This window comes from Pseudoalteromonas sp. APC 3495 (assembly GCF_030407645.1).
GTDB lineage: Bacteria > Pseudomonadota > Gammaproteobacteria > Enterobacterales > Alteromonadaceae > Pseudoalteromonas > Pseudoalteromonas tetraodonis.
In genome coordinates this window covers 21,504-48,186 of the sequence record NZ_JASDDA010000016.1, presented here as the reverse complement: position 1 = coordinate 48,186, position 26,683 = coordinate 21,504, and the positions used below count along the sequence as shown (strand labels likewise).

The 26,683-nt window shown below is 41.7% G+C and carries 29 protein-coding genes; 18 read left to right on the top strand and 11 right to left on the bottom strand.

Annotation, left to right across the window (positions count from 1 at the left end):
• Nucleotides 1-66: 66 nt before the first annotated feature.
• The gene (gene tesB, locus QL984_RS08710; protein ID WP_013463778.1) at nt 67-924 is read left to right on the top strand and encodes an acyl-CoA thioesterase II; all 858 of its coding nucleotides are present in this window, start codon (nt 67-69) and stop codon (nt 922-924) included.
• Between the two features lie 52 nt (nt 925-976).
• On the opposite strand, the gene plsB is transcribed toward tesB, so the two are convergent.
• Entirely contained in the window at nt 977-3,415 is a 2,439-nt protein-coding gene (gene plsB / locus QL984_RS08705; protein ID WP_138764742.1) for a glycerol-3-phosphate 1-O-acyltransferase PlsB, read from the bottom strand.
• A 427-nt stretch (nt 3,416-3,842) separates the two neighbouring features.
• Here plsB and rpsJ point away from each other — a divergent pair, with 427 nt between their 5' ends.
• The 11 genes from rpsJ to rpsQ are packed head-to-tail and all read left to right on the top strand — an operon-like array spanning nt 3,843 to nt 8,809.
• Nucleotides 3,843-4,154, top strand: coding sequence for a 30S ribosomal protein S10 (gene rpsJ / locus QL984_RS08700; RefSeq protein ID WP_002957900.1), 312 nt, complete (start codon nt 3,843-3,845; stop codon nt 4,152-4,154).
• A gap of 27 nt (nt 4,155-4,181) precedes the next feature.
• The gene (gene rplC, locus QL984_RS08695) at nt 4,182-4,817 is read left to right on the top strand and encodes a 50S ribosomal protein L3 (protein ID WP_008108338.1); all 636 of its coding nucleotides are present in this window, start codon (nt 4,182-4,184) and stop codon (nt 4,815-4,817) included.
• Nucleotides 4,818-4,834: 17 nt separating this feature from the next.
• Nucleotides 4,835-5,440, top strand: coding sequence for a 50S ribosomal protein L4 (rplD, locus tag QL984_RS08690; protein ID WP_008108340.1), 606 nt, complete (start codon nt 4,835-4,837; stop codon nt 5,438-5,440).
• Nucleotides 5,437-5,739 (top strand): 50S ribosomal protein L23, encoded by a 303-nt coding sequence (gene rplW / locus QL984_RS08685; protein WP_008108343.1) that lies wholly within the window; start codon nt 5,437-5,439, stop codon nt 5,737-5,739. The genes rplD and rplW overlap by 4 nt, the downstream gene beginning before the upstream one ends.
• Nucleotides 5,740-5,756: 17 nt before the next feature.
• A complete protein-coding gene (gene rplB, locus QL984_RS08680) occupies nt 5,757-6,581 on the top strand; it encodes a 50S ribosomal protein L2 (RefSeq protein ID WP_007376192.1) in 825 nt (274 codons plus the stop codon).
• Between the two features lie 15 nt (nt 6,582-6,596).
• Entirely contained in the window at nt 6,597-6,875 is a 279-nt protein-coding gene (rpsS, locus tag QL984_RS08675; RefSeq protein WP_004588689.1) for a 30S ribosomal protein S19, read from the top strand.
• Between the two features lie 13 nt (nt 6,876-6,888).
• Nucleotides 6,889-7,221, top strand: a complete 333-nt coding sequence (gene rplV / locus QL984_RS08670) for a 50S ribosomal protein L22 (RefSeq protein ID WP_004588690.1) — start codon at nt 6,889-6,891, stop codon at nt 7,219-7,221.
• 12 nt (nt 7,222-7,233) lie between these two features.
• Nucleotides 7,234-7,935, top strand: coding sequence for a 30S ribosomal protein S3 (gene rpsC / locus QL984_RS08665; RefSeq protein ID WP_008108350.1), 702 nt, complete (start codon nt 7,234-7,236; stop codon nt 7,933-7,935).
• A 12-nt stretch (nt 7,936-7,947) separates the two neighbouring features.
• On the top strand, nt 7,948-8,361 hold the full coding sequence (gene rplP, locus QL984_RS08660; protein WP_008108352.1) for a 50S ribosomal protein L16: 414 nt from the start codon (nt 7,948-7,950) through the stop codon (nt 8,359-8,361).
• Nucleotides 8,361-8,552: a 50S ribosomal protein L29 gene (gene rpmC / locus QL984_RS08655; protein ID WP_004588692.1), complete on the top strand. Its 192-nt coding sequence runs from the start codon at nt 8,361-8,363 to the stop codon at nt 8,550-8,552. The genes rplP and rpmC overlap by 1 nt, the downstream gene beginning before the upstream one ends.
• The gene (gene rpsQ / locus QL984_RS08650) at nt 8,552-8,809 is read left to right on the top strand and encodes a 30S ribosomal protein S17 (protein ID WP_013463780.1); all 258 of its coding nucleotides are present in this window, start codon (nt 8,552-8,554) and stop codon (nt 8,807-8,809) included. Before rpmC ends, rpsQ begins: the two co-directional genes overlap by 1 nt.
• Nucleotides 8,810-9,071: 262 nt before the next feature.
• On the opposite strand, the gene QL984_RS08645 is transcribed toward rpsQ, so the two are convergent.
• Complete coding sequence (locus QL984_RS08645) at nt 9,072-10,685, bottom strand: endonuclease (protein ID WP_128583472.1); 1,614 nt, start codon at nt 10,683-10,685, stop codon at nt 9,072-9,074.
• A gap of 298 nt (nt 10,686-10,983) precedes the next feature.
• Here QL984_RS08645 and QL984_RS08640 point away from each other — a divergent pair, with 298 nt between their 5' ends.
• From QL984_RS08640 to QL984_RS08625, 4 genes are all read left to right on the top strand, one after another.
• Nucleotides 10,984-12,798, top strand: a complete 1,815-nt coding sequence (locus QL984_RS08640) for an assimilatory sulfite reductase (NADPH) flavoprotein subunit (RefSeq protein ID WP_028835919.1) — start codon at nt 10,984-10,986, stop codon at nt 12,796-12,798.
• A 62-nt stretch (nt 12,799-12,860) separates the two neighbouring features.
• The gene (gene cysI, locus QL984_RS08635; protein ID WP_128583473.1) at nt 12,861-14,558 is read left to right on the top strand and encodes an assimilatory sulfite reductase (NADPH) hemoprotein subunit; all 1,698 of its coding nucleotides are present in this window, start codon (nt 12,861-12,863) and stop codon (nt 14,556-14,558) included.
• Nucleotides 14,559-14,600: 42 nt separating this feature from the next.
• Entirely contained in the window at nt 14,601-15,341 is a 741-nt protein-coding gene (locus QL984_RS08630) for a phosphoadenylyl-sulfate reductase (protein WP_128583474.1), read from the top strand.
• A 136-nt stretch (nt 15,342-15,477) separates the two neighbouring features.
• On the top strand, nt 15,478-16,008 hold the full coding sequence (locus tag QL984_RS08625) for a DUF4124 domain-containing protein (RefSeq protein ID WP_128583475.1): 531 nt from the start codon (nt 15,478-15,480) through the stop codon (nt 16,006-16,008).
• Between the two features lie 10 nt (nt 16,009-16,018).
• Here QL984_RS08625 and QL984_RS08620 read toward each other — a convergent pair whose 3' ends face one another.
• From QL984_RS08620 to QL984_RS08605, 4 genes are all read right to left on the bottom strand, one after another.
• Nucleotides 16,019-16,255, bottom strand: a complete 237-nt coding sequence (locus QL984_RS08620) for a hypothetical protein (protein ID WP_024601183.1) — start codon at nt 16,253-16,255, stop codon at nt 16,019-16,021.
• Between the two features lie 157 nt (nt 16,256-16,412).
• The gene (gene acnA, locus QL984_RS08615; RefSeq protein ID WP_290172435.1) at nt 16,413-19,157 is read right to left on the bottom strand and encodes an aconitate hydratase AcnA; all 2,745 of its coding nucleotides are present in this window, start codon (nt 19,155-19,157) and stop codon (nt 16,413-16,415) included.
• Nucleotides 19,158-19,357: 200 nt separating this feature from the next.
• Nucleotides 19,358-19,786, bottom strand: a complete 429-nt coding sequence (locus tag QL984_RS08610) for a hypothetical protein (protein ID WP_128583477.1) — start codon at nt 19,784-19,786, stop codon at nt 19,358-19,360.
• A gap of 96 nt (nt 19,787-19,882) precedes the next feature.
• Complete coding sequence (locus QL984_RS08605) at nt 19,883-20,266, bottom strand: RNA-binding S4 domain-containing protein (protein ID WP_013463789.1); 384 nt, start codon at nt 20,264-20,266, stop codon at nt 19,883-19,885.
• A gap of 245 nt (nt 20,267-20,511) precedes the next feature.
• On the opposite strand from QL984_RS08605, the gene QL984_RS08600 reads away from it, so the two are divergent.
• Both QL984_RS08600 and QL984_RS08595 read left to right on the top strand, forming a co-directional pair.
• Nucleotides 20,512-20,790: a hypothetical protein gene (locus QL984_RS08600; protein WP_013463790.1), complete on the top strand. Its 279-nt coding sequence runs from the start codon at nt 20,512-20,514 to the stop codon at nt 20,788-20,790.
• A 56-nt stretch (nt 20,791-20,846) separates the two neighbouring features.
• Nucleotides 20,847-21,512: a hypothetical protein gene (locus QL984_RS08595; protein ID WP_128583478.1), complete on the top strand. Its 666-nt coding sequence runs from the start codon at nt 20,847-20,849 to the stop codon at nt 21,510-21,512.
• Between the two features lies 1 nt (nt 21,513).
• Here QL984_RS08595 and QL984_RS08590 read toward each other — a convergent pair whose 3' ends face one another.
• The 5 genes from QL984_RS08590 to glnA all read right to left on the bottom strand — a co-directional run bounded on the left by QL984_RS08590 (nt 21,514) and on the right by glnA (nt 26,598).
• The gene (locus QL984_RS08590) at nt 21,514-21,972 is read right to left on the bottom strand and encodes a cyclic nucleotide-binding domain-containing protein (RefSeq protein ID WP_013463792.1); all 459 of its coding nucleotides are present in this window, start codon (nt 21,970-21,972) and stop codon (nt 21,514-21,516) included.
• A gap of 31 nt (nt 21,973-22,003) precedes the next feature.
• A complete protein-coding gene (ntrC, locus tag QL984_RS08585; protein WP_010391999.1) occupies nt 22,004-23,389 on the bottom strand; it encodes a nitrogen regulation protein NR(I) in 1,386 nt (461 codons plus the stop codon).
• 15 nt (nt 23,390-23,404) lie between these two features.
• Nucleotides 23,405-24,475 carry a nitrogen regulation protein NR(II) gene (gene glnL / locus QL984_RS08580; protein ID WP_128583479.1) on the bottom strand — a complete coding sequence of 357 codons (1,071 nt, stop codon included), beginning with the start codon at nt 24,473-24,475 and terminating at the stop codon, nt 23,405-23,407.
• Between the two features lie 80 nt (nt 24,476-24,555).
• A complete protein-coding gene (locus QL984_RS08575) occupies nt 24,556-25,077 on the bottom strand; it encodes a DUF4124 domain-containing protein (protein ID WP_024601187.1) in 522 nt (173 codons plus the stop codon).
• A 114-nt stretch (nt 25,078-25,191) separates the two neighbouring features.
• Nucleotides 25,192-26,598 carry a glutamate--ammonia ligase gene (gene glnA / locus QL984_RS08570; protein WP_138764759.1) on the bottom strand — a complete coding sequence of 469 codons (1,407 nt, stop codon included), beginning with the start codon at nt 26,596-26,598 and terminating at the stop codon, nt 25,192-25,194.
• Nucleotides 26,599-26,683 lie beyond the last annotated feature (85 nt).

Sequence of the window (26,683 nt, the reverse complement as noted above, 5' to 3'; positions counted from 1 at the left end):
AGTGTGTTGGTATTTTTCCAGTATTGTATAGTATCATTTAGAAATTAGGGGATTGAGGAAGAAATAATGAGCCAAGTATTAGATGATTTATTGTCGTTGTTATCACTTGAAGAAATTGAACAAGGTTTATACCGAGGACAAAGCCAAGACTTAGGTTTTAGAGCGGTGTTTGGCGGTCAAGTTATGGGGCAAGCGCTTTCAGCAGCCAAAGAAACACTGCCAGCGGGGCGAATTGTTCACTCATTACATTCTTACTTTTTACGCCCAGGCGATGCTGCAAAGCCGATAGTGTATGACGTTGAAACGATTCGCGATGGTAAAAGTTTTAGTACGCGTCGTGTTAGCGCGATTCAGTACGGTAAGCCTATTTTTTACATGACGGCGTCGTTTCAAGGTGATGAACAAGGGTTATCGCATCAAGCGACCATGCCAGATGTTCCTGCCCCTGAAGAGCTACGTTCTTCATTAGAGTTTTATCAAGAAAATGCACAGCATATTCCAGAAGCTATCCGTAATAAATTTATTCGTGAAATGCCAATTGAAATGCGCCCAGTGAATTTTCATAACCCCTTTAAACCAGAAGCCATTGAACCAGTAAAACATATTTGGTTTAAAGCCAATGGCGATATGCCTGACGATCAACGTATTCATAACTATTTATTAGCGTATGCGTCCGACTTTGAATTTTTACCAACCGCATTACAACCACATGGCGTGTCGTTTATGCAGCCGAATATGCAAGTAGCGACGATTGACCATGCTATGTGGTTTCATCGTCCGTTTAGAATGGATGATTGGATTTTATATACTATTGATAGTCCAAGCGCGAGCTCAGGAAGAGGGCTGGTACGTGGGCAGTTTTTTGACCGCCAAGGAAACTTGGTAGCCTCTACTATTCAAGAAGGGGTAATGCGCCAGCGCTAATCCTAATACCCACTATATTGAATACCTTTAATATAGTGGGTATGGCTTTATTTTACTTGCATTGAGCGTGCACAATATCTGTTATTGACTGCCAAATACGTGCCGGTAATAGCGTTTGTAGTTGCTTGTAAGTCTCGCACAACGCTGAGCTGCCTTGTAAGCCACTGTCTGATTCACTAATCAGCTTTTGTTCGCGTAGGTTTGAAATAAAGCTACTGAGTACCTTTTTGTCAAAAAACTCCGGCGTTTTAATGCCATGTAACGTACCCAAGCGCTGCGCCAGCACATAGCTTTCACGTTCAAGCTCTGCTTTTTCAATCCCTTGGCTGGTTTGAATAAAGCCAATCACAATCGCATAACGTTGCAAAGTAAAGCTCAATGCACGACCGAGCATTTCGAGTTTGGCAAAGCTATCGTTATTTTGAGTCACTTTAATGTTATCACCATCAAGCGCAATTAAGCCTTGATCACTAAAGTTAGTTAAAATACGAGTAACATAGCTCTCATCTAACTCTTGCAAGTACCACTCTTTAGCAAACAATGGATAAAAAGATTTCACCAGCTGATGGCACTGAGTTACGGTGCTTTGATGTTGCTTAAATAAATGCAGCGCCACTAAACTAGGTACCGCAAAAATATGTAAAATGTTATTACGGTAGTAGTTGAATAAGGTTTTTTCTTTATCGCTTATCGCAATTATTTCGCCAAACTCATCACTGATCACATCAAACTTATTAAGCTTTAAGGCATGTTCAAGTAGCTGCTTTGGTGTTTCATCTGGTGCGGTTATTTTACTGCTATAGCTGGCTTCACGTTGCAATCGTAAGTAAAACTCAAGCTGAGCTAACAGCTTTGGCTTACTCAATGCCTGCTTATCGTTTACCAGCAGTATCATCGCCAGTAAGTTAACAGAGTTAAGTGCGGCGGCATTGTTAATTTTAACCATAACCTGATCAGCAAGATTAGCCACCTGCGGCCCTAACCATTGTGGTTTTTGCACATCGGTTGCATGAATTGATTCACGCCAGTCAGGCTGGTTATCATTTAAATACTGATTGATAGAAATAGGGTCGCCAAAGTTTAAATAACCACGACCATAGTTTTTTAAATTTTTAATCGCTTTAAAAATACCTAATATCGACTCGCCTTTTTTATCGTTCCCAGCCAGCTCTTTTAAATAGGTATTGATTTCCATGACGTGCTCGTAACCAATATATACCGGCACAATAGATATAGGTCTGTCTATACCGCGCAACATGGCTTGCATTGTCATTGCGAGCATGCCGGTTTTAGGGGGTAGTAAACGTCCCGTTCTGCTGCGCCCACCCTCGGTATAAAACTTTACCGAGTAACCTTTGATAAATAACTGGCTTAAGTATTCTTTAAACACCGCTGAGTAAAGTTTGTTACCAGCAAACGAGCGGCGAATAAAAAACGCGCCACTGCGGCGGAATATGCCACCGGCTGGGAAAAAGTTTAAGTTAATACCCGCTGCAATATGCGGTGGAACAAGCCCTTGATGGTAAATAGAGTAGGTCAGTAGCAAGTAATCCATATGACTACGATGACACGGCATGTAGATTATTTCATGGCCTTTGTTGGTTAGGTCATGGATTTGCTCGGTGTACTTTATATCAATCCCATTATACAGCTTGTTCCAAAGCCAGGTTAATATGCGATCGGCAACGCGAATGGTGGCGTCGCTGTAATTAGCAGCAATTTCATCAAGAAGCTTTAATGCGTTTTGTCGCGCTTGGGCTTGGCTAATATTTTTTTCAGACGCTTCAGTTTGAATCGCTTTTTTTATCGTTGGGGATGCCAGTAGTGAGCTAAATAATTGATCTCGAGATGGGATTTTAGGCCCTGTGGCAGCCAGCTTCTGGCGCTTAAAGTGTACTCTAGCTACGCGAAGTAGTTTATGCGGAAGCTCATTTACATCGGCTTTTTCGTTCACCAATAATGATAAATCGAGTGGTTGGCTAAAACGAATAAAGTTGTCTCTACCTGAAAAAAGTACAACAAATATTTTTCTAAACCAGCTGGGCGTAAGTGAGTGCGAAAGTAAAGTACTCAGTCCTGGCTTCTCTTTACCCGGCGCTCTGCCCCATAAAATAGTCACAGGCACAACCTGCACATTTTTTTGGCCACTATTTAATAAGTGTTCAATGATTTGCTTGCCCTGATCTAATGCGTTGGTAGGCTTTTCTTTATTACCAAATAACGGTGGTGGGTTTTTAATGCCAATAAAACGATCTAACGCTTGGTCACCTAACACTTGCTGCTCGGTAGGGTCGGGCAAGCCATTTCGTTTACATACGCGCGCGAGTGCCGCTAAATCAAAGCGTGAATTTAAACGCACTATATAAAAGGTCGGGTTTTTAGGGTTTAACTCAAATTGCTCTAACGGCTTCTCAGGCAGTACTTTGCTTTTAACAAACAAGCGGCTAATACCACCAGAGATAAGATTTAAACCATAATTTAAAATACGCATTGACTCACCATAAGAGAGTAGTTACCCAAATCAATATGGGTATATAACAGCAAAATTAGCGCATAGGATAACATATTATCGCAAAGATCCTCTGCAGATTAATCGACAAGCTATGACATTATAGTGACATCATCACTTCCATTACGTTCACTATTAATAAACTTAGCTATTTTTTAAACGACAATTGCAAAGCAATTATGTCTAAATAGTTGTTGCATTTATCACCAGCATCATTATAATACGCAGGCTTTCAAAATTCCCTCGGGAACAAGAAAGAATAAATTAAGCTTGGATTTCAAGCTAATAAACAGGAGTTCCGATTTGGAACTCAACGTAGATATAATCTAACAACCGGCATCTTAATTATTAAGATTGTTTCGGTCGTTTTTTTATGCTCTTTAAATGCTCTTTATATTGAGGTTTAAGAATGTCAAATCAACGCATTCGTATTCGCCTAAAAGCTTTTGACCACCGTTTGATTGACCAATCAACGGCGGAAATCGTGGAAACTGCGAAACGCACTGGCGCACAAGTACGTGGTCCAATTCCACTACCTACACGCTTTGAACGTTTTACTGTACTTACATCACCGCACGTTAATAAAGACGCGCGTGATCAGTACGAGATCCGCACCCATAAACGTCTGATCGACATCGTAGAACCAACTGACAAGACTGTAGACGCACTTATGCGTTTAGACCTTGCTGCTGGTGTTGATGTTCAAATCAGCCTGGGTTAATCGGAAGATTAGAGAGGTTTTAGGAAAATGGCATTAGGTCTAGTCGGTCGTAAAGTGGGTATGACACGTATCTTCACTGAAGATGGTGTATCTATCCCTGTGACAGTTATTGAAGCGACTCCTAACCGCATTGCTCAGATCAAATCTGACGCAACAGACGGTTATAACGCGCTTCAAGTAACCGCAGGCACTAAAAAAGCAAGCCGTGTAAACAAAGCAACAGCGGGTCACTTCGCTAAAGCTGGTGTTGAAGCGGGTCGCGGTCTGTGGGAATTCCGCCTAAATGGTGGTGAAGGCGATTTTGAAGTAGGCGCAGAGCTTACGGTTGAATTATTCAACGAAATCAACAAAGTTGACGTAACCGGTACTTCTAAAGGTAAAGGTTTCCAAGGTGGTGTTAAGCGCTGGAATTTCAGCATGCAAGACGCTACACATGGTAACTCTCTATCTCACCGTGCTCCTGGTTCAATCGGTCAAAACCAATCACCTGGTAAGGTGTTTAAAGGTAAGAAAATGGCCGGTCAAATGGGTAATGAGCAAGTAACAACTCAGAACCTTGAACTAGTTCGCGTTGACGCTGAGCGTAACCTGCTTTTAGTTAAAGGTGCAGTACCTGGCGCTATCGGCGGTGACGTTATCGTTAAACCAGCTGTTAAAGCATAAGTCCTGGAGATTTAGTGATGGAATTAGCAATTAAAGACGCTTCTGGCGCTCTTGAAGTTTCTGAAGCTACTTTTGGACGTGAGTTTAACGAAGCATTAGTACACCAAGTAGTTGTTGCATACGCAGCAGGTGCTCGTCAAGGTACTCGTGCTCAGAAGACACGTTCTGAAGTAAGCGGTGGTGGTAAAAAACCATGGGCTCAAAAAGGTACTGGCCGTGCACGTGCTGGTACAATCCGTAGTCCAATTTGGCGTTCAGGTGGCGTTAGCTTCGCAGCTAAACCACAAGACCACAGCCAAAAAGTAAACCGTAAAATGTACCGCGGTGCGATCAAAAGCATCTTATCTGAATTAGTTCGTCAAGAGCGTTTAATCGTTGTTGAAAGTTTTGGTCTTGAAGCACCAAAAACTAAAGAACTAGTTGCTAAGCTTAAAGAACTTGAGCTTAAAGATGTTCTTATCGTGACTGAAGAAGTAGATGAAAATCTTTTCTTATCGGCACGTAACCTGTACAAGGTTGACACACGTGATGTAGCTGGTATCGATCCTGTAAGCTTAATTGCTTTCGACAAGGTACTAATTACAGCTGCTGCTGTTAAGCAACTTGAGGAGGCGCTAGCATGATCCGTGAAGAACGTCTTTTAAAAGTGATCCTTGCTCCACACATCTCTGAAAAAAGCACAATCGCTGCTGAAGAAAACAACACGATTGTTTTCAAAGTAGCAAATGACGCAACTAAAGCTGAAGTTAAAGCGGCAGTTGAGAAGCTTTTTGAAGTAGAAGTAACTGGTGTTCGCACACTTAACGTTAAGGGTAAAACAAAACGTACTGGCATGCGTTTCGGTCGTCGTAGCGACTGGAAGAAAGCTTACGTTACTCTTAAAGAAGGTAGCGAGCTGGACTTTGTCGGCGGCGCCGAGTAATAAGGGGAGTTAGAATTATGGCACTTCAAAAGTGTAAGCCAACTTCTGCGGGTCGTCGTCACCTAGTTAAAGTGGTTAACCCAGATTTACATAAGGGTAAACCTTACGCACCACTATTAGAGAAAAACTCTAAATCAGGTGGTCGTAATAACAATGGTCGTATTACGGTTCGTCATATCGGTGGTGGTCATAAGCAGCATTACCGTTTAATCGATTTTAAACGTACTAAAGATGGTATTCCAGCCACTGTTGAGCGTTTAGAATATGATCCAAATCGTAGCGCAAACATCGCTCTTGTATTATATGCAGACGGTGAGCGTCGTTACATTATCGCACCAAAAGGCTTAAAAGCTGGCGATGCAATCCAGTCTGGTGTTGATGCACCAATCAAACCTGGTAATGCATTACCAATGCGTAATATGCCTGTAGGTTCGACTGTTCACAACGTAGAACTTAAACCAGGTAAAGGTGCTCAAATTGCACGTTCTGCTGGTGCATACGTTCAAATCCTTGCACGTGATGGTCAATATGTAACATTACGTCTTCGTTCAGGCGAAGTTCGTAAAGTTGAATCTGATTGTCGTGCGACACTAGGTGAAGTAGGCAATGCTGAGCATATGCTTCGTTCACTTGGTAAAGCAGGTGCAAATCGCTGGCGTGGTATTCGTCCGACAGTTCGTGGTGTTGCCATGAACCCGGTTGATCACCCACACGGTGGTGGTGAAGGTCGTACATCTGGTGGTCGTCATCCTGTGTCTCCATGGGGTAAGCCGACTAAAGGTGCTAAGACGCGTAAGAACAAGCGTACGGATAAATTTATAGTACGTCGTCGTACTAAGTAATATTGAGGAATAGCCATGCCACGCTCTCTCAAGAAGGGTCCTTTTATAGACCTACACTTGCTGAAGAAGGTAGAGAAAGCTTTGGAAAGCGGTGAAAAGAAGCCAATTAAAACTTGGAGCCGTCGTTCAATGATCATACCTAACATGATCGGATTGACCATTGCTGTCCATAATGGTCGCCAGCATGTACCAGTTTTCGTTTCTGACGAAATGATCGGTCACAAACTAGGTGAATTTGCACCAACTCGCACTTACCGTGGCCATGCTGCGGATAAGAAAGCGAAGAAACGTTAAGAGGGGAAGATAAATGCAAGCATTAGCTAAACATAAATTCGCCTCTGGTTCGGCGCAAAAAGCACGTCTAGTTGCAGATCAGATCCGCGGGTTACCTGTCGATCGCGCACTAGAAATCCTGGCGTACAGCCCGAAAAAAGCGGCTGTATTAGTTAAGAAAGTACTTGAGTCTGCTATTGCTAACGCAGAGCATAACGAAGGTGCTGACATTGATGAGCTACGTGTAACAACGATTTTTGTGGACGATGGTCCAACAATGAAACGTATTATGCCACGTGCTAAAGGACGCGCAGACCGCATCCTTAAGCGTACAAGCCACATCACTGTTGTGGTTTCAGATAGCTAGGAGATATAAGTAATGGGACAAAAAGTTCATCCTACTGGTATTCGCCTAGGTATATCTAAACCTTGGGTTTCTACCTGGTACGCGAATTCAAAAGATTTCTCTGCACAGCTTTTTGGCGATCACAAAGTACGTACATTCCTTACTAAGGAATTAAAAGCGGCTTCTGTGTCTAAAATCGTTATTGAGCGTCCAGCAAAATCTATCCGAGTAACTATTCACACGGCTCGTCCGGGTGTTGTTATCGGTAAAAAAGGCGAAGACGTAGAAAAATTACGTCAAGCGGTAACTAAAATCGCTGGTGTACCTGCTCAGATTAATATTTCTGAAGTACGTAAACCAGAACTAGATGCACAACTAGTAGCAGACGGCATTGCCTCTCAGCTAGAGCGTCGTGTTATGTTCCGTCGCGCTATGAAGCGTTCGGTACAAAATGCAATGCGCATCGGTTCTAAAGGGATTAAAGTTGAAGTTAGCGGTCGTCTTGGCGGCGCAGAAATCGCACGTTCAGAATGGTATCGTGAAGGTCGTGTACCTCTACATACTCTTCGTGCTGATATCGACTACGCAACTTCTGAAGCCTTAACCACTTACGGTATCATTGGTGTTAAAGTTTGGATCTTCAAAGGCGAAGTTATTGGTGGTTTACCACTAGTACAAGAGCAAGAGAAGCCAGCTAAACGCGCACCAAAGAAAGCCAAAAAAAGTGCTAAGTAGAGGTAGCGAGTAATGTTACAGCCAAAACGTACAAAATTCCGTAAAATGCATAAAGGCCGCAACCGTGGTCTAGCGCAAAACGGTAACAAAGTAAGCTTCGGTACTTTCGGTTTGAAAGCTACTGGTCGTGGCCGCATGACTGCTCGTCAAATCGAAGCAGCTCGTCGTGCTATGACGCGTCACGTGAAACGTCAAGGTAAAATCTGGATCCGTGTCTTCCCTGACAAGCCGATCACAGAAAAACCTCTTGAAGTTCGTATGGGTAAAGGTAAAGGTTCTGTTGAATATTGGGTTGCTGAAATTCAGCCTGGTAAAGTACTTTACGAAATGGAAGGTGTTTCAGAAGAGCTTGCTCGTGAAGCGTTTAACCTTGCTGCTCGTAAACTGCCATTCAAAACAACTTTCGTAACTCGGACGGTAATGTGATGAAAGCAAGCGAACTAAAAGATAAAAGCGTAGAAGAGCTAAATGCTGAACTTCTAGGTCTTCTTCGTGAGCAGTTTAACCTGCGCATGCAAGCAAGCACTGGTCAGTTAGCTCAGACACACACGCTAAGAACAGTACGTCGCGATATCGCGCGTGTAAAAACAATTATTAACCAGAAGGCAGGTCAATAATGAGCGATAAAATTCGTACTCTTCAAGGCCGTGTAATCAGCGACAAGATGGAAAAATCTTTCACTGTTGCTATCGCACGTTACGTGAAGCACCCAATCTATGGGAAATTCATCAAACGTACGACTAAGTTACACGTACATGACGAAAATAACACTGCAAAAGCGGGTGACGTAGTTACTATCCGTGAATGCGCTCCAATCTCTAAGAACAAATCTTGGACTTTGGTAGATGTTGTTGAACGTCCAAAACAAGCTTAATTTTTAATTAAGTCTGTTTTATGAAAAGCCCCGGCATTAGCTGGGGCTTTTTACGTTTAGAGCAGTTTTTAGCGGTAAGCTTTCAGCCTTTAGCTGGCAGAAGTAAATTATAGCGCCGTAGTTTGGGTTGAGTGTTACGAACCTAAGTGCAATAAAATATTATTATAAAATAGGCGTAAGAAAAGCCTTTGCAAGTGCAAAGGCATATGCTTTTCTGCGAAGCCCGAAGCCCGAAGCCCGAAGCCCGAAGCCCGAAGCCCTTTTACCAAATCATTTCTACAAATTCAGGGTGGTCGATATACGGGTTACGATTTCCCTGAAATTCAAACGCTGCTTGATTGCGGTCTAATTCCATTTGGCTAACGGGGTCGTTGTTATGCCATTTTAACAACATAGCCACGACCCAATTTTCAAATACTTGGTTACTAGAGCCGTTAAGTACGGCATTACTAGCCGTGGTGTTATTTTGCCAAGAGCCGATTACGTTTTGGTAGCGTGTAGCCATGTAAAAATAAGCACGAGCAAAGTCACCTTTAAATTCATCAATAGGCTCAAATACAGTACCAGTGTAATTAATCGCACTACTTGCAGAACCTAGTTTGCTGCCGTTTGTTGATGTAAACGTAGCGCTGGCCACTTCACCGAACGGGAAGTTGCTACGCTTTGAATTTACATAGCCGTCAGTGGCGTAAATATGATGAACATCAGAGTTCATTGGTTCTATGGTGCCGCCAAACCAGCTTTTAGGAAATGAATGTTCACGGTTATAACAATCGGCTTCGCTATTGTAGGTGCCACACTGATCGCTTACAGCAGTATAAGTGTAGCTATCAACTCCATTTGGCTTTTCACTGTACATATCTAAAATACTATTATCATTTTCAAAGTATTTATCGCGTGCTGATGCGTCGTAAAAACTCCAAATAGCAGAATACCCTTGAGCGTTATGGTTATTAATAATGTTATAAAGCTCAGTTTTTAGCGTGTATCCAGTTAAGCCTTGGGTTGTCACATAGTAGCCGGTTGGCGTCGGTGTTGGCTGAGTCTCACCTAATGAGAATGCGGTAGACTCACTTGATTGAAAGCTTGATCCACTGGCAAGCAATGTGGCTTCATTATTCAAGGCGTAGCTACCACTGCCATATGAACAGCAAATACCATCGCCGTAGCTGTCGTTAATAGTAAATGTATAGTCGCCATTGGTTAAACATAATTGTTCGGTGTATTGAGTATTTGCGGCATAACCACTGCCGCTGGCAACTATACCGACTTGGTTGTGTGTTATTTGCCAACTGGTTTCTTCGCCGTAGTTATCTGTGGTTAGGTTAAAAGTAAGGCTGTTATCTGCGCAGCTTGGAGAACCGCCGCCGCTATCATTATTAGGTAAGAAGTTATCAACATAGACTAACTCACTACCATCAAAGCCGCTTGTATCGTAAAAGCGTAAACCGACATCAATCGTTTTACTACTATCAGCGGTATAGCTGTAAGTTATGGTTTGCCACTGGTTTGTTAAAGCAGGGTTTGAGTAGCCTTGATAACCATCTATGAACAAACGGGCCTTAAGATGACCTTCGGTATGATACACATCCACTGAGAACTCATAAGTTTTGCCCATTTCAACTGCGACTTGCTGTAAAAAATCAGTGTTACTTTGTGTGCCTGTATTTACGCTAATCACAGCTGCTTGTAAGCCTGTACTCACGACTGCGCTGTTGGCAGATACGTTAATACCGCTATCAATCACCGTCCATGCTTGTGGGGTGTTGCCTGTCCATTGTTCAAAGTTGCCATTAACCACATTAGCCATCGCAGGCAAAGAGCTCAATAACAACGCGCTCAAAAGTAATTTGTTTTTATATATGCCGTGTAACATAGGTGTTCCTATTTTATAGTTTTAAGCAATATACATTAGATCATAAAGGTTATAAAATTGTTAAATTAGAATTTCATAAAAGGCAATAAAAATCCTTTAGGTTAATTTCACTGGTTTTTAACTAGATTAATAACTAAATGGAATATCAAAGCAGATTCTATTCTTTTTTTATCTATGCTTAGACGGCTATCCTGCATACTCAATTAACCTCAACAGAACCTTCTGAATGAGGTGGCACTCATTTTAAACAATGTGAACAAGCATTGTGTTTAACGTTCAGGGTTATGAGGAAAAATTCATGTTGTTAGGTCAACTCAATGCGCTAGCAAGTCCGCTTTCGCAAGAGCAAGTACAAAAGCTACAAGGTTTAGTGGCTGAGCTTAATCCAATTCAGCAAGCGTGGGTTAGCGGCTATTTGGCTGCTAATGCTAATTCAGCAGCGCTAGGCGCGCCAATTGCAGGTACACCAGCAACCTCTGAGGCAGCAGTACTTACTATTTTGTATGGTTCACAAACAGGTAACGCTAAAGCGGTGGCGACTAAGCTTAAAGAGCAAGCTGAATCTCGTGGGTTAGCTGCAAAGCTGGTTAGCATGTCAGATTACAAGCCAACCGCATTGAAAAAAGAAAAGTTTTTAACCGTTGTTGTATCGACTTATGGTGAAGGTGAGCCACCTGAAGATGCCGAAACACTGTACGAATTTTTAATTACCAAAAAAGCGCCAAAGCTTGATGGCGTTAAAGTCGCGGTATTAGGTTTAGGTGATTCTAGCTATGAATTTTTCTGTCAAACCGCTAAAGACTTTGAAGAGCGTTTAACTAAACTCGGTGCAGAGGTTATTTATCAACGTGCCGACCTAGACGTTGATTACGATGATGAAGCCGCCACTTGGATTGAGGGCGCGTTAAATGCGTTTGAACCAGATTTAAAAGCTCAGCAAGATGCCACAGGCGGCCAAGTTGTATCAATGCCATTTGGCACGCCCACTACAGCGGCTAGCCAATACACTAAGCAAAACCCGTTTGCGGCAGAGCTAAGCTTAGTGCAAAAAATTACCGGTCGTGACTCAACCAAAGATGTACGCCATGTTGAAATTTCACTTGAAGGCTCTGACATTACCTATACGCCGGGTGACTCGTTAGGCATTTACTTTTTAAATGATGAAGCCCGTGTAGATGAGTTACTAGCGCAAACACAAATTGATCCAACTAGCCGCGTTAAACTTGGCGATGAAGAACTCAGCGTGCGTGATGCCTTAATTGAAAAACTAGAGCTGACACAATCGTACCCTGGTTTTGTAGAAAAATATGCCACGGCTACAGGCACGCCTGAACTTCTTAAGCTTGTGGAAGATAAAGCCGCAATGCGTGAATATATTGAGCCTCGCCAAATTTTTGATGTGGTTGCACAAAACCCAGCTAAATTAGAGGCGCAAACACTGGTTGATTGCCTACGTAAATTGCAAGCGCGTTTATATTCAATTGCTTCTAGCCAAAGCGAGGTTGAGGACGAAGTGCATTTAACTATTGCATTGGTTGAGTTTGAAGCGTTTGGCACAGAGCATTTAGGTGGATGTTCAGGCTATTTAGCACGCCGTGCGCAAGAAGGCTGTAAAGTAAAAGTATTTAGTGAACATAACGACAACTTCCGCTTACCAGTAAATGATGACACACCGATCATCATGGTAGGGCCAGGTACAGGTATTGCACCGTTCCGTGCCTTTTTACAAGAGCGTGATGCGCGAGAGGCTACGGGTAAAAACTGGCTGTTTTTTGGTAACCCACACTTTACCCAAGACTTTTTATACCAAGTAGAAATTCAAGGTTACTTAAAATCAGGCTTGTTAAGTAAAGTAGATGTGGCGTTTAGCCGTGATCAAGCAGAAAAAGTTTACGTGCAAGATAAGTTACGTAAAAACTCAAAAGAAGTGTTTGACTGGTTAGAAGCGGGTGCTCATTTTTATGTGTGTGGCGATGCAAACCGTATGGCTAAAGATGTACACAATGCCTTAATTGATATCATCACAGAAAATACCGGCAAAAGTAATGAAGAAGCCGATCAATACTTAAAAGATTTGCGTAGCGCAAATCGCTATCAGAAAGACGTGTACTAAGTGCACGTTGTTTATTTTATTAAAAGCTAACAGCCGTCACTGTAACAAATTTAGGATTTAAAATGAGCGAACAAGATAAAACCGTAAAGCTTTCTGATAACGAACGTTTAAAAAGAGAAAGTAACTTTTTACGCGGCACTATAGCGCAAGATTTAAAAGATGAAATTACCGGTGGTTTTACTGCCGATAATTTCCAGCTAATTCGTTTTCATGGCATGTACCAGCAAGATGACCGCGATATTCGCCCCGAGCGTGCTAAACAAAAGCTAGAACCACTACATAATGTCATGCTGCGTGCGCGTATGCCTGGCGGCATTATTAAGCCCGAGCAATGGTTAGCAATTGATAAGTTTGCTGGGGAGAAAACCAGCTATGGCAGTATTCGTTTAACTACGCGCCAAACATTTCAGTTCCATGGTGTATTAAAACCTGAAATTAAAAGTATGCACCAGCTACTTAATAGCGTGGGTATTGATTCTATTGCCACCGCCGGTGACGTGAACCGCAATGTACTTTGTACCACTAACCCTGTTGAGTCTGAGTTACACCAGGAGGCGTATGAGTGGGCGGCAAAGATTTCTGAGCACTTATTACCTAAAACCAAAGCGTATGCAGAGATTTGGCTCAATGGCGAAAAAAGCGAAACCACAGAAGAGCCAATTTTAGGCTCAACTTATTTACCGCGTAAGTTTAAAACCACTGTAACAATTCCACCTAATAATGAGGTGGACGTACATGCTAACGATTTAAACTTTGTGGCGATTGCTGATAACGGTAAATTAGTTGGTTTTAACGTTCTAGTAGGGGGTGGCCTTGCCATGACCCATGGTGATACTGCAACGTATCCACGAAAAGCCGATGATTTTGGTTTTATTGCCCTTGAAGATACCTTAAAAATTGCTGAGCACGTAGTGTCTGTGCAACGTGATTGGGGTAATCGTTCTAACCGTAAAAACGCAAAAACTAAATACACACTTGACCGTGTTGGGTCTGATGTATTTAAAGCAGAAGTTGAAAAACGTGCAGGCGTGAGCTTTGCACCAAGCCGCCCTTATGAGTTTACTCATCGAGGGGATCGTATTGGTTGGGTTGAAGGCATTGACGGTAAACATCACTTAACGCTCTTTATTCAAAGTGGTCGTATTTTAGATTACCCCGATAAGCCACTGAAAACAGGGTGTCGTAAGATTGCAGAAATTCATCAAGGTGATTTTCGCATGACCGCCAATCAAAACTTAATTATTGCCGGTGTACCTGCAGATCAAAAAGCAATCATTGAAAAAATAGCGCGTGAACACGGTTTGATTGATGACAAAGACACTGAGCAACGTAAAAACTCAATGGCGTGTGTGTCACTGCCCACTTGTCCTTTAGCGATGGCTGAAGCCGAGCGTTACTTACCGAGTTTAATTGAAAAAATAGAAGGCTTATTGGCTAAGCATGGAGTACCAAATGACAGCATTATTATGCGTGTGGTTGGTTGCCCTAACGGCTGTGGTCGTGCCATGCTAGCTGAAGCTGGATTAGTAGGTAAAGGCCCAGGTAAGTACAATGTTTACCTTGGTGGGAATACGGAGGGTACACGTATCCCTAAGCTTTATCTTGAAAATGTGGGCGAAGAAGTTTACCTAGAGGCATTTGATAAGCTGATAGGGCAATGGGTTAGTGAGCGCAATGAAGGCGAATGCTTTGGTGATTTTGTTATTCGCAAGGGTATTGTTGCAGAAGTAAAAGTATCTGTTACCGATTTTTACGCATAATTTAAAAGCAGCGCACCGCGCTGGTGAGGTTTAAAATTGACCATGAGTGAATTTAAAAACATATTACAGCTAGATAAGCAAAGCCAACAGGCTATGTTAGCTGATGCGAACGGTTTGCTGGCTAACATGAGTGCTGAGCAGCGCGTTGCATGGGCGTTAGAGCACTTGCCTGACACCGCGTTTTTATCATCGAGTTTTGGTATTCAAGCAGCGATAATGTTGCATTTAATGACATCACAGCGCCCCGATATACCTGTTGTACTAACAGACACGGGTTATCTATTTCCAGAAACCTATCAGTTTATCGATCAGATGAGCGAGCGTTTATCACTTAATTTAAAAGTGTATAAAGCGCAGTTGAGCCCTGCATGGCAAGAGGCTAAATTTGGAAAACTATGGGAGCTAGGTGAAGAAGGTATTAAGCAATACAACCAGCTCAATAAAGTAGAGCCAATGACGCGTGCTTTAAAAGAGCTTAACGCGAGCACCTGGTTTAGTGGCTTGCGTCGAGATCAATCGTCGAGCCGTGCTGAAAAACAAGTTTTAGAAATCAGCCGAGGTACAGTAAAAGTGTACCCTATTATTGAGTGGAATAATCGTGATGTGTACCAATACCTCACTAAACATGATCTGCCATACCACCCATTATGGGAGCAAGGCTATGTGTCGATGGGTGATGTACACACTACGCGTAAATTAGAGCCAGGAATGAGCGAAGAAGAAACCCGCTTTTTTGGGCTGAACCGTGAGTGTGGCTTGCATATTGATGGTGATGGAATTTAATTACCTTATTATTCAAAGCTATAAATTTAAAAACGCAGCTAAAGCTGCGTTTTTATTTTGTGGAAAATAATTGCCTGACTGCTGTTTTTTTATTATATTAATGATAATAAAGGATTAAATTTACAGCAGGAACGCTATGAAATACTTTGCCTACTTAGCAATATCAGTAATGGTCATTGCTCTTATCTCTTTGTTTTATCTTAAAAAGCCAAATGGGCAACCTTGGCTCACCAGCTCATTGATTAAAAATGAATCTTTTTCTATTAAAGATAAAGTGGTAGCGCTTTCATCTAATACATTCGAACAGCTCACACTTGAGCTTAAAAAAGTAGGAGATAAAATCACATCGTCACCGTTGGCTTCTGACTCTCAAAGTAAAATTTATAAGTGGCAAGATGAGCAAGGGCAGTGGCATTTCTCCGATGTGCCAAATAAAAATGGCAAGAGTATTGAAGTGCACCTTGACCCTGCAGATATTAATGTTGTGGTAGCCGAAGATACGGCTATATTGAGTGGCAGTGCTAAATCTGCGGCAAAACCTTTTCCTCAGCGAGCGCCTGAAATATACAACAGTGAGTCAATCAATAAGTTGTTTGAAGATGCTGAAAAAGCCAAAAAGAGAATTGAGCAACGCAGTAAAGAAGTCGAAAGTTTCAGCGGCTTTTAGCCCTAGGGAGTTACTGCGATTTCAAGTAGCGCTTTTCTGCTTCCATTAATAATATGGTTAAATAAATTTTAGTTGGCAGTGATAAAAACACACCAATTGCAATGCACGCTGCTGCAGTAATAATGCCTTTAATACCGTACTGGCTGGTAAAGTAGCTCGATACAATTAATACATGGCCTGTCACAATCAGGCATAACCCAAGCAAAATAGATGTTTTAAGCAGTCTTATCATTACTATTGAAGACATGGTGACCTCTGCGCAGCGTGTCTTCTTAGTGTATGGTATCTTGATAGAGCAACATTGATTTAGCGCAAGGGTGTATCAATATTTACTCTATAGCGAATGTAAAAAAGCCCAGCTCATTGCTGAGCTAGGCTTTTAAGCTACCTTGTTTAATGGCTAGTTAGTCGAGCATATTGCGTAATACGTACTGCAAAATCCCGCCATGTTTGTAGTAATCCCACTCTTTAGGGGTATCAATACGCACATCGGCACTAAAACTAACTTGTTTACCTTCACTGTTAGTGGCAATGACACTGACTTCGTCGGTTTTGTCGTATAAACCTTGAATATCAAATTGTTCTTGCCCCGTTAAGCCCAATGACTCATGGCTTTCACCCTCTTTAAATTGTAAAGGTAATACGCCCATACCAATCAGGTTCGAGCGGTGAATACGCTCATAGCCTTGTGCTATCACAGCTTTAATACCGAGTAGTAATGAACCTTTTGCAGCCCAATCTCGTGAGGAGCCGGTACCATATTCTTTACCTGCTAGAACAACTAATGGTGTTCCACTCTCTTGATATGCCATTGCCGCATCATAAATACTCTCTAGCTTATCGTCAGGTTGAGTGCGGGTTACACCGCCCTCAGTACCAGGGGCGAGTAAGTTTTTAAGGCGCACATTAGCAAACGTACCACGCATCATTACTTCGTGATTACCACGGCGAGAACCATAAGAATTAAACTGTGCTTTTTCTACCCCATTTTCTTGTAGATAAAGTCCTGCGGGTGCCTCCGCTTTAATCGCACCTGCTGGTGAAATATGATCGGTAGTCACTGAATCTCCTAGTTTAGCTAGACAGCGCGCACCTTCTATTTTTGGGATCCCCGGTGGTTCAACACTCATACCATCAAAGAATGGCGCTTTTTTGATATAAGTCGAGGCAGCATCCCAATCGTAAAGCTTACCATCAGGTATTTGAATTTTTTGCCAGCGACTGTCGCCATCGTAAACATTGGCGTAGCTTTTTTCGAACATTTCTTTAGTTACCGTATTTTTTACAAGCTCACTCACTTCTTTAACGCTTGGCCAAATATTTTTAAGGTATATATCGTTACCATGCTTATCTTGCGCAAGTGGTTCGTTGTATACATCAATATCGGTTCTACCTGCTATAGCATAAGCTACTACAAGTGGTGGCGACGCGAGGAAGTTCATTTTAACGTCTTGGTGAATACGCCCTTCAAAGTTACGGTTACCCGACAAAATAGAGCTTACAATTAGTTTATGTTTTTGAATAGCTTCTGAAATTTCATCCGCTAATGGGCCTGAGTTACCGATACAGGTGGTACAGCCATAACCAACTAAGTTAAAACCAAGCGCATCAAGATCATTCATTAACCCTGCTTTTTCAAGGTAATCGGTAACCACCTGCGAACCTGGTGCTAAAGACGTTTTAACCCAAGGTTTTACATTAATACCTAATTGACGTGCTTTTTGAGCCACTAATCCTGCCGCTAAAATTACGCTTGGATTAGAGGTATTAGTACAGCTTGTGATTGCAGCAATGACGCAGGCGCCATCGTTTAATTCAAACTCTTGGCCATTAAAGTTAACTTTTGCTGCGCCCATAAACTGCGCTTCATCAGTGGGTTCGTCAGGATTGGTAGTAGGGCCTTCACTTTCAATACGCGCTTGCTCTTCATCGCTTTTATCTCGACGTGCCATACGTTCGTCTTGGAAGTCTTTTAAGTGTTGACCAATAACATCACCGGCTTTATCCAGTGTGATTCTGTCTTGTGGACGTTTCGGGCCAGCAAGACTTGGTACTACATCATCTAAAGTTAGTTCTAGCTTATCGGTATAATGTGCTTCATCGCCATCATTACGCCATAAACCTTGATGTTTTGCGTAATCTTCAATCAGTTTAAGCTGCTTTTCATCACGATTAGTTAAGCGTAAGTAATTAATCGTTTCATCATCAATAGGGAAAATACCACAGGTTGCGCCATATTCCGGTGCCATGTTGGCAATAGTCGCTCTGTCGGCCAGTGGTAAGTCGGCAAGCCCGTCACCATAAAACTCAACAAACTTACCTACCACACCGTGGTTACGCAGCATTTCAGTAACAGTAAGTACTAAATCGGTTGCTGTAGTGCCCTCAGGTAAGCGACCATTTAATTTAACACCCACAACCTGTGGGATAAGCAAGCTAATAGGTTGGCCAAGCATGGCGGCTTCGGCTTCAATACCGCCTACACCCCAACCGAGTACGCCTAGGCCGTTGATCATGGTTGTGTGAGAATCAGTACCAACCAGTGTATCTGGATAGGCTAACGATTTACCGTTTTTTGTATCATTAAATACTACACGTGCTAAGTATTCTAAATTTACTTGATGGACAATACCTGTGGCTGGTGGCACCACTTTTAAATTATCAAATGCGGTTTGACCCCAACGTAAAAACTCGTAGCGCTCTTTATTACGTTCATATTCTAGTTTTGAATTTAAGTCGAATGAGCCATCTTTACCGTAACCATCCACTTGTACTGAGTGATCGATCACCAGTTCAGCCGGAGAAAGCGGATTTATTTTTGCAGGATCGCCACCAAGCTTTTCCATCGCATCACGCATGGCGGCTAAGTCAACAATAGCAGGGACACCGGTAAAATCTTGCATTACTACGCGGGCAGGGGTGAAGGCTACTTCGGCCGAGGGCTTAGCCTTTGGATCCCAATCTAGTAGTGCCTGAATATCTTGCTCTTTAATATTCACACCATCTTCATTACGCAATAAATTTTCTAGTAATATTTTTAACGAAAAAGGCAGGCGTTTGGCTTTATCGCCAAGTCCCATGAGCGAGTTAATATGGTATTGCTCGCCATTGATAGTAAGCTGTTGTTGGGTGTCGAAACTATTTTTCATTATTTGTCCCTTCAATAAATTAGATTGATATTCTTGAAAAAGTGAGCTCTGTAGTAGTTTGCAAACTGTGTACCATGATAAAAAAATACCATGCAGTGTAATTTTTTTGACTGTTATATAAATAGAGATGAAGGCCAAAAGTTAAAATTCAAGGGATGCTCTGAGTAATAATTGGCCACAAAACTAAACTCAAAAAAGTGTTATTTAAAGTAGTCCTGTTGTTTTAAGTGGAAACTTAAATACACCAATGCAATCGCAATTAAGGTCACTGCAATAGGCATAAAAATAGCGCTAACGCCAAACAAGCTGATGCTATTAATAATCATAAAATTATAGTATTGCTGAGCTAAAACCGCTGCCAAAGAGATTATTAATGTTAATGCGGCTAGTGATTTTTTGAATAATAAAAGTACGCACCCTAATGCGCCGCCAAATACTGCAATAGCAAACGCTAAAGTAGCCCATAGAGGTTGGTTGTTATAAGCAAGCTGTTGTTCTTGTGGGAGTTTACTTACCATTTCGGGTGTTAATGATAGCTGCATGATAAATGCAAAAACACCTAATATATTCCATAACAGGGCGGTGATGAGTACGGGTTTTATCCAGCGGTTTGCAGTGTTTTCTGACATGTAAGCATCGATTTTTTATTATTGATATTCTATTAAAGAATAAAAAAGCCAGTGATGCAAACTGGCTTTTAATAACACATATGACGTAAGCGAATGTTAGCCAAACGAAATAGGACGACGACCCGTTTTTTCATCCACTTTAGGTTTTTTAGTACGTTTGCGCTTATTTTTAGCCGGCTCTGTTGTTGCTACGGGCGCGGCTTTTTCTGCTGTAACTGTTTCATCAATAACAGGACGCTCTGCAGGAGTTGCATCTTCACTTAGCGTCAGTTGGAACAACTCGCCATCAAATGTAAGAACATCGCCACTGTATAATTTTTTCCGTTTAATTGTACAAATTTCATGGTTAACACCCACATAGCCACCGCTAATTAGATTTTTTGCTTGGCCACCACCTTCAACTAGATCTAATACTTTTAATAATTTACAAAGCTCTATAGGCTCTTCTTCTAATTCAATTTCTATATATTCTTCGTTCATCATGTTTCTCTGTGGGGGGTGGTATTAGCTGTAGTATAAAGGCTAGCTGGTTATTTTGCATCAAAGTGCGTTTGTTAGATGCGATGATTGTGCATTTTTTATGAAACTTTTTACCTCTTTCATTTGTCTTTAAAAAAACTGAAGTAATTCAAGGCTACACTTCGCGTGAAAAAAATTACACATTGGCGCGCTTATTGCCAATATCTGTCGTAAAAAGAGATTGAATATAAACAGTGGAGTAAAACATGGGCATAAGATTAGCGATGAAAAAAGAGCTAATGGGCTTAGACAATTCAGATATGTTAACTGCTGATGATGTTAGAAAGCATTTGGCTCAGCAGGTACAAGAAGACACTGAACGTGGTTTTTCAGTTATCTCCAAGTTTAATGACACCCATAGTCAGTTAGTCAGCGGGCTTAAAACCAAACAAAGCGAGCTGGTATTTGAACGACATCGTTTATTTAATGAAGTACTTTATAATCGCCAGAGTGTTGATGCATGGTTAAATAACCAAATAAATTAAATTGCCATTTTAAATCCCCCCTTATAGACTACACTTGTAATCATTTGGGGGTGATAATGAAAAATGGAATTTTAATATGTATATTGGTGTTTTTATTAGCTGCGTGCCAGCGACCTACTGTTTATGTTTTTATTGAAAACTTGCAAGGTGAACAGCGCAACCAGCTAGATGCTGCACTAAATGCACAAACTCTTCCCTATGAATATGTAGAACTAGCAATCCCATCAGATTTTGGTGAGGCCACATTACTACTCTCAAGCGATAAAATTTACCCCAAAGAGACGGAGCAACTTGCAGCTATAATGCAAGAGTTAGGGTACGCGCCACAAGTTAATTATACAAGTCGTTCAAATCATTTTTATGGTGATGGCAATATAGGCTTTTATTTAAAAAATGCTGATGCCAATAGAAATTTTGTTATGCCTAAACAGCTGAGAACAACTCATTGCAGCGAAGATAAATACAATGATTTAGCAGTCAAATTTGCAAATGAAGCTGTTGAGTTTACATTACCAAGTGGCGCAATCGTGAGGTTAAGTTGGGAATATTTATATGGTTATGTTGTTGTTTATTATAAAGACTATTCGCAAACATACAGTCATTCGCAGCCGCTTGTAAATACCCCCTTTGGCGCCAAGCCGTCAGATACCTACACATTTACCGCAAGTGTTAACACCCCCGGTTGGCTTGATTGCTCACTACAAATTGTTTATATGGACTGATTTAACCGTGGGTTTCTATATGTTCGCTTAGTTTAGCTATGCGCAGGCTCATTCCTTCAATAATACGGTCTTTAATTTTTTCGCGTATAACATTAGGCAGGCGGGTAAGGGCGTCGGCAGTAATAGCCAGTACGATGGCATTTTCTTTGGCGCGTGCATTAATGCTGCGCTCTCGGTTATTAATAAACGCGCCTTCACCAATAAATTCACCAGGTTCTATACTACCCAGTTCCAGTAGGTGACTATGCTTAAACACCATCAAAGAGCCACTGAGGACAATAAAAAGTCGCTTGTCATTATCAAACTCTTTAAATAAAAACTGATTTTTACTTACTAAGTATAATAATCCAAACGACTCTAAAAGAATTTGACGTTCATTAAGCGTGAACTCTTTAAAGAATTCTAAGCGATTTATAATTTCCATTTGCTTAAACAAAGGGATGTTTTCAATTAACTTCATCAATAACCTAGGGCGCTAGCCTTATAAAATATCAGCTAATATTGCGCTCTTTTAATTTACGGGTCAACGTATTGCGACCCCAACCAATTTTTACCGCGGCTTCTTGCTTATGGCCTGAACAATTAGCGAGTGCTGTTTTTATTAAGCGGGTTTCCAGCTGGGCTTGAATATCCGGCCAAATATTTTCTTTACCTTGTTTAAACTCTTGATTAAGCCATTGCTGAAATGAATCTAGCCAATCGCCTTCTTGAGTTGCGGCGGCATTATCAATAATTTCAGGGGGTAAATCTTGCTCACCAATCAGCTCCCCAGGTGCCATTACGGTTAACCATCGACAGGTGTTTTCAAGCTGGCGAACATTTCCTGGCCAATTAAATAAACACAGTTGTTTAATCGCTTTAGGGCTAAGTACTTTACTATCTACTTGCAGGTCTTTTGCACTTTTATGTAAAAAGTGTAGCGCTAAGCGTTCTATGTCTTCGGGGCGCTCGCGTAGAGCCGGCAAGCGTAAGCGAACCACGTTTAAACGATGAAATAAGTCATCTCTAAACTTACCTTGTTTTACCAGCTCTTCTAAATTTTGGTGAGTGGCAGCAATAATGCGCACATCCACCTTTATACTTTGATGGCCGCCAACGCGGTAAAACTCGCCATCGGCTAATACGCGTAACAAGCGGGTTTGTACATCAAGTGGCATATCACCTATTTCATCCAAAAATAAGGTACCGCCATTGGCTTGTTCAAAGCGCCCTTTACGCACGCTATCGGCCCCCGTAAAAGCGCCTTTTTCATGGCCAAATAATTCAGACTCAACTAACTCTTTAGGAATAGCGGCCATATTAAGAGCAATAAATTGATTTTCTTTACGCGGGCTATGATTGTGCAAGGCGCTGGCAACCAACTCTTTACCGGTACCTGATTCACCATTGATGAGTACGCTCATACTGGATGCTGACAGCTTACCTATAGCACGAAACACTTCCTGCATAGCAGGGGCTTCGCCAATAATATGAGCGCTTTTGGGTGGCGCGCTTTTTCGTTTGGTTTTTTTGGTCGAATTAGCACGATAGGCGCTTTCCACTAGCGCAACGGCTTCATTTAAATCAAACGGTTTAGCTAAGTACTCAAACGCACCTTTTTGAAAAGCATTAACCGCTGAGTCTAAATCAGAGTGTGCGGTCATAATAATAACGGGTAGGCCAGGGGTTTGCTCAGCTATCAGCTCAAGTAACGCCATCCCGTCCATCCCCGGCATTCTTACATCTGAAATTAACACACTGGGTTGACTAAATTTTAGTGCATTAAGAACGTTTTGCGCATCTGCAAAGCTTTCTACTTCAAACCCTGCGCGAGTCAGTGCTTTTTCTAGTACAAAGCGAATTGAGGCATCATCATCTACAAGCCAAGCTGTTTTCATGCAAACTCCAAAGTATTAATCTGTAAATGGCAGATAAATATTAAATTCAGTATGTCCTGGCCAACTATCGCATTCGATATAGCCATCATGTTGATCAATCAAGGTTTGCGCTATAGATAATCCAAGTCCCGAGCCACCTTCTTTATTAGTGGTCATAGGGTAAAATAAGGTGTCGCGTAAATTAGCATCAATACCTGGGCCGTTATCCATTACTTGAATAAGTAATGCCTTTTTAGGGGCTTTTCCCGGACGACGATGCTGATAATTAATCCGTGTTTTTATTTTTATTTCGCCACCATCTACCAATGCCTGTTGTGCATTACGCACAATGTTTAGCACCACTTGTTGAACCTTGCTCTGATCAATATAAACATCAGGAATACTCGGGTCGTAGTCTTTAACTAACCGAATATTGCGGTTGTTATCTAACGTACTGAGTTTAACAACCGACTCTAATGTTTGATGTATATTGCCATACGATTTTTGCGGTAGTTGGTTAGGCCCAAGGAGTTTATCAACTAATTCACGCAACCGATCGGCTTGTTCAATTATCAGTTCTGCACATTGATCTCTTTCTTGTTGATCACCCTCGTACTGCAATAATTGCGCCGCCCCGCGAATTCCACCCAGCGGGTTTTTAATTTCATGAGCTAAACCGCGAATTAAGTTACGCGCAGCTTGGTATTGATGCATTTGATTTGAGACTTGGTCATGCTTTATTTCGTCATCGGTTTGTCGACATTCAAATAAAATATAATAGGTGTCGTTATGTTTTATTCGCCGAGTACTCACCGCTAATTTTGCATGGCGAGAATCGATAAACACCACGTCAGCTCTGTGCTGGTGGCAGTCTACACCATCAACTAACGAGTACTGTGCAATGCGTTTTAAGTCGATAGAATGGTAGTTAAATAAATCGTCGAATGCTTGTCCTAGCAAACGTTTTTCGCCTAAGCCAAGTAATTCACTGGCACTGGTGTTAGCGTAAATAAGCTTAAAGCTTTCATCAAGTAACATCAGGGCGGTGGTTTGGTTTTGCCAAATTATATTCAGTAGCTCTGGGCTAAAATGTGTTTTATTAATCATCATTGCACCATTTTAGTGCGCCTGGGAAGGTAGGCAAGGTTTTTAGAAAATATACGCTAAACACGCGTACTTAATTGTAATTATCGACCTATGTTAAGGCCTTTACGGTGCATAAAAAATACACTTTCAGGACTGGTTGCAATTACCTGATTTTGTTTATTATAAAGTTTAACTTGCAGTGTGTGTTGGCCTCGCTCCACATCTCTTAACGCCAGTGTAGTGGTGTCACTAGGTTCACCAATGGCAACGCCATTTAAAAATAAACCAATAGTAAATCCAGCTTCAAATCGAGGGGCAATACGGGTAGAGACATACACAGAGCCGGTGTTTTCCCTGATAGTTTGGTTTGGTTCAGGCGATGAAATACTAATACTAAACTTTACTGCTGTTTTAGTAGGAGCAGTATCAAGAATATCGGTGTTTGTAGCGGGCATGCTGAGATGTTGGCTCGTGAGTTTAACCTCTTTAGCGCCAGGCTGAGGAGTATCTGAAAAAACCAGCACCCCATTTTTGTCTTTCCATGCGTAAATTTTTTTATCGCTCGCATGGCTATTAAGGCTTAACATTAAAGCTATTAATAGCAACAAAATCTTACCTACCATCCAGCTATCCTGCATTGTTTAAACTAACTTCACTTTAGTGTAGAACCGTTAAATTTACCATAAAAAAAGCCCGCAAAGCGGGCTTAAAACACACATTATTTATCGGTTAATAAATTAACAGCTGTAGTACATTTCAAACTCAACTGGGTGAGTTGTCATGTTAAGTTTTTCAACTTCTTTTGACTTAAGTGCGATGTAAGCATCGATTAAGTCATTGGTGAATACACCACCTTGGTTTAAGAATTCACGGTCTGAATCAAGCGCAGCTAATGCTTCATCTAATGAAGAAGCAACTGTTGGAATTTCTGCCGCTTCTTCAGCAGGTAAGTCGTATAAGTCCTTGTCCATAGCATCGCCAGGGTGGATCTTGTTTTTAATTCCGTCAAGGCCAGCCATAAGCATTGCAGAGAAAGCAAGGTATGGGTTAGCTGTTGGATCTGGGAAGCGTACTTCGATACGACGACCTTTTGCAGATGGAACCACTGGAATACGGATTGACGCAGAACGGTTACGAGCCGAGTATGCAAGCATTACCGGTGCTTCAAAACCAGGTACTAAACGTTTGTACGAGTTAGTTGACGCGTTAGCAAAAGCGTTGATCGCTTTAGCATGTTTGATAATACCGCCAATGTAGTAAAGTGCATCTTCAGAAAGTCCGCCGTATTTATCACCTGCGAATAAGTTTACGCCATCTTTTGCTAAAGACTGGTGACAGTGCATACCAGAACCGTTATCACCAACAACCGGCTTAGGCATAAACGTTGCCGTTTTACCGTAAAGGTGAGCCATGTTGTGGATAACATATTTCATTTCTTGGATTTCATCGGCTTTTAACACCATAGTGTTAAAGCGCGTTGCAATTTCGTTTTGACCGGCAGTCGCCACTTCGTGGTGATGCGCTTCAACAACTTGACCCATTTCTTCTAAAACTAGGCACGTTGCAGAACGCCAATCTTGGAAATCATCAACAGGTGCAACTGGGAAGTAACCGCCTTTAACAGCTGGGCGATGGCCTGTGTTGCCATCTGCATATTCTTTATCTGAGTTCCAAGCTGCTTGCTTAGAATCAATTTTGTACATTGAACCAGACATGTCAGATTTGTATTTAACGTCGTCAAATACGAAAAACTCTGGTTCTGGGCCAAATAAAACAGTGTCAGCAATACCCGTAGAGCGCATGTACTCTTCAGCGCGCTTAGCAACTGAGCGAGGGTCGCGTTCGTAACCTTGTAATGTAGAAGGTTCAACCACGTCACAACGAACGATTAGGGTTGTTTCTTCTGTGAAAGGGTCAAGTTTAATTGAATCTGCATCTGGTAGTAACACCATGTCTGATTCGTTGATGCCTTTCCAGCCAGCAATTGAAGAACCGTCAAACATCTTTCCATCTTCAAAAAAGTCTTCATCAACTTGATGATGAGGAATAGAAACATGTTGCTCTTTACCTTTTGTGTCAGTAAAGCGTAAATCAATGAACTTAACGTCATTTTCTTTAATAAAATCTAAAACCGATTGTGACATGTGTCCTCCAACTATTGGGTTTTATTATTGCTGCTTAGATACGTTGAATATCTACAAGCTGATTTTGTGCCACTATTATAATTAT

Coding starts and splice junctions, on each gene's coding strand:
- tesB (WP_013463778.1), top strand. CDS start 67: ATGAGCCAAGTATTAGATGATTTATTGTCGTTGTTATCACTTGAAGAA.
- plsB (WP_138764742.1), bottom strand. CDS start 3,415: ATGCGTATTTTAAATTATGGTTTAAATCTTATCTCTGGTGGTATTAGC.
- rpsJ (WP_002957900.1), top strand. CDS start 3,843: ATGTCAAATCAACGCATTCGTATTCGCCTAAAAGCTTTTGACCACCGT.
- rplC (WP_008108338.1), top strand. CDS start 4,182: ATGGCATTAGGTCTAGTCGGTCGTAAAGTGGGTATGACACGTATCTTC.
- rplD (WP_008108340.1), top strand. CDS start 4,835: ATGGAATTAGCAATTAAAGACGCTTCTGGCGCTCTTGAAGTTTCTGAA.
- rplW (WP_008108343.1), top strand. CDS start 5,437: ATGATCCGTGAAGAACGTCTTTTAAAAGTGATCCTTGCTCCACACATC.
- rplB (WP_007376192.1), top strand. CDS start 5,757: ATGGCACTTCAAAAGTGTAAGCCAACTTCTGCGGGTCGTCGTCACCTA.
- rpsS (WP_004588689.1), top strand. CDS start 6,597: ATGCCACGCTCTCTCAAGAAGGGTCCTTTTATAGACCTACACTTGCTG.
- rplV (WP_004588690.1), top strand. CDS start 6,889: ATGCAAGCATTAGCTAAACATAAATTCGCCTCTGGTTCGGCGCAAAAA.
- rpsC (WP_008108350.1), top strand. CDS start 7,234: ATGGGACAAAAAGTTCATCCTACTGGTATTCGCCTAGGTATATCTAAA.
- rplP (WP_008108352.1), top strand. CDS start 7,948: ATGTTACAGCCAAAACGTACAAAATTCCGTAAAATGCATAAAGGCCGC.
- rpmC (WP_004588692.1), top strand. CDS start 8,361: ATGAAAGCAAGCGAACTAAAAGATAAAAGCGTAGAAGAGCTAAATGCT.
- rpsQ (WP_013463780.1), top strand. CDS start 8,552: ATGAGCGATAAAATTCGTACTCTTCAAGGCCGTGTAATCAGCGACAAG.
- QL984_RS08645 (WP_128583472.1), bottom strand. CDS start 10,685: ATGTTACACGGCATATATAAAAACAAATTACTTTTGAGCGCGTTGTTA.
- QL984_RS08640 (WP_028835919.1), top strand. CDS start 10,984: ATGTTGTTAGGTCAACTCAATGCGCTAGCAAGTCCGCTTTCGCAAGAG.
- cysI (WP_128583473.1), top strand. CDS start 12,861: ATGAGCGAACAAGATAAAACCGTAAAGCTTTCTGATAACGAACGTTTA.
- QL984_RS08630 (WP_128583474.1), top strand. CDS start 14,601: ATGAGTGAATTTAAAAACATATTACAGCTAGATAAGCAAAGCCAACAG.
- QL984_RS08625 (WP_128583475.1), top strand. CDS start 15,478: ATGAAATACTTTGCCTACTTAGCAATATCAGTAATGGTCATTGCTCTT.
- QL984_RS08620 (WP_024601183.1), bottom strand. CDS start 16,255: ATGTCTTCAATAGTAATGATAAGACTGCTTAAAACATCTATTTTGCTT.
- acnA (WP_290172435.1), bottom strand. CDS start 19,157: ATGAAAAATAGTTTCGACACCCAACAACAGCTTACTATCAATGGCGAG.
- QL984_RS08610 (WP_128583477.1), bottom strand. CDS start 19,786: ATGTCAGAAAACACTGCAAACCGCTGGATAAAACCCGTACTCATCACC.
- QL984_RS08605 (WP_013463789.1), bottom strand. CDS start 20,266: ATGAACGAAGAATATATAGAAATTGAATTAGAAGAAGAGCCTATAGAG.
- QL984_RS08600 (WP_013463790.1), top strand. CDS start 20,512: ATGGGCATAAGATTAGCGATGAAAAAAGAGCTAATGGGCTTAGACAAT.
- QL984_RS08595 (WP_128583478.1), top strand. CDS start 20,847: ATGAAAAATGGAATTTTAATATGTATATTGGTGTTTTTATTAGCTGCG.
- QL984_RS08590 (WP_013463792.1), bottom strand. CDS start 21,972: ATGAAGTTAATTGAAAACATCCCTTTGTTTAAGCAAATGGAAATTATA.
- ntrC (WP_010391999.1), bottom strand. CDS start 23,389: ATGAAAACAGCTTGGCTTGTAGATGATGATGCCTCAATTCGCTTTGTA.
- glnL (WP_128583479.1), bottom strand. CDS start 24,475: ATGATTAATAAAACACATTTTAGCCCAGAGCTACTGAATATAATTTGG.
- QL984_RS08575 (WP_024601187.1), bottom strand. CDS start 25,077: ATGGTAGGTAAGATTTTGTTGCTATTAATAGCTTTAATGTTAAGCCTT.
- glnA (WP_138764759.1), bottom strand. CDS start 26,598: ATGTCACAATCGGTTTTAGATTTTATTAAAGAAAATGACGTTAAGTTC.